This is a genomic window from Rhodanobacter terrae (assembly GCF_042657005.1).
In the GTDB taxonomy this organism is placed as follows: Bacteria; Pseudomonadota; Gammaproteobacteria; order Xanthomonadales; family Rhodanobacteraceae; genus Rhodanobacter; species Rhodanobacter terrae.
Window position 1 is genome coordinate 1 of sequence record NZ_JBHSNG010000076.1, and the last position, 1,077, is coordinate 1,077.

The following is a 1,077-nucleotide window of genomic DNA, read 5'->3' on the forward strand; positions in this document are numbered from 1 at the left end:
GCCACCTGATTAGCCCTGATCCTCAGCCATGAAAATTGCTAGCCATCCGCAAGACCGGCTCCGCATGGGGCTTGCACAGCATCATGGCGCGAGCCAGACGCGGCAGCATCTCGCGCAGTCGAAAACGCCGGTTGAAACGGTAAGCCGCCTCGGCCAGATAGCGCCGGGCGTACTTACCTTGGCGGATGGCGTGATAGCTCCCGCTGATCGCACGTTTGACGTTACCCAGCAGCACGTTGACCCAGCGCGCGCCGCGCACCTCGCAGGCCGTCCGTCCGCCGGTCGTCTCCAGCACGGTGTGGGCATGCCCGGCGTCGGCGAAGCGGCGGAAACAGTGCAGGCCGTCGCTGAATACCTCCGCGTCTGGCGCCAGATGCCGTGCCTGCCAGTCCTTGATGCTGTCGTTGTCAAAGCCGCGCACTGGCTCGATGACGGCATGGGCCGGATGTTCCAGCGTCACGTCGGTCTCCACTGCGATCAGGAACGCCTGCTTGTTGGGCGAGCCGCGGCCGGGTTTGCCGCCGTTGAATTCGCCGCCCAGGTAGGCGTCGTCGATCTGGACGAAGCCCGACAGCCGACGCGGCGCCTCGCGCTCGGCCATCGCCTGCATAATCTTGTGCTTGATGCGCCAGGCTGCCTTGTAGTTCACGCCCAGGTGCCGCATCAGCTCCAGCGCCGCCATGTTGGTCTTGGTCGAGGTCAGCAGGTGGATCGCCAGCATCCAGGTACGCAGCGGCAGCTTGGTTCCCTGAAACACCGTGCCGCTGAGGAGTGTCGTCTGGTGCCGGCACGCGCGGCACTGGTAATAGACCTGCGCCCCTCGGCGGAACCGGCAACGCCGGCGCTCGTTGCAGAACGGGCAACGAAAGCCCTGCGGCCAGCGTGCCCGGTACAGCGCGCGATAGCACTTCGCCTCGGTGCCGTACTGCTGCATGAACTCCACCATCGACAGGCCCGGTTGGAACTGCACAGGATTCATGGCCATTGCGCATCACCTCGGTATCCAAGATGGCGCTATCGTCCGCCGAGGGCGTCGCAGATCATGCGACAGGCGGCTGAGGGTCGGGGCTAATCAGG

1 protein-coding gene is annotated in these 1,077 nt (G+C 65.2%); it reads right to left on the reverse strand.

Annotated elements, in window-relative coordinates:
• Positions 1-22: 22 nt before the first annotated feature.
• Positions 23-985, reverse strand: coding sequence for an IS1595 family transposase (locus ACFPPB_RS20285; protein WP_377330471.1), 963 nt, complete (start codon positions 983-985; stop codon positions 23-25).
• Positions 986-1,077: the final 92 nt, after the last annotated feature.

What these genes read in the sequence shown, in the direction of transcription:
- ACFPPB_RS20285 (WP_377330471.1), bottom strand. Translation starts at nt 985, where the DNA reads ATGGCCATGAATCCTGTGCAGTTCCAACCGGGCCTGTCGATGGTGGAG.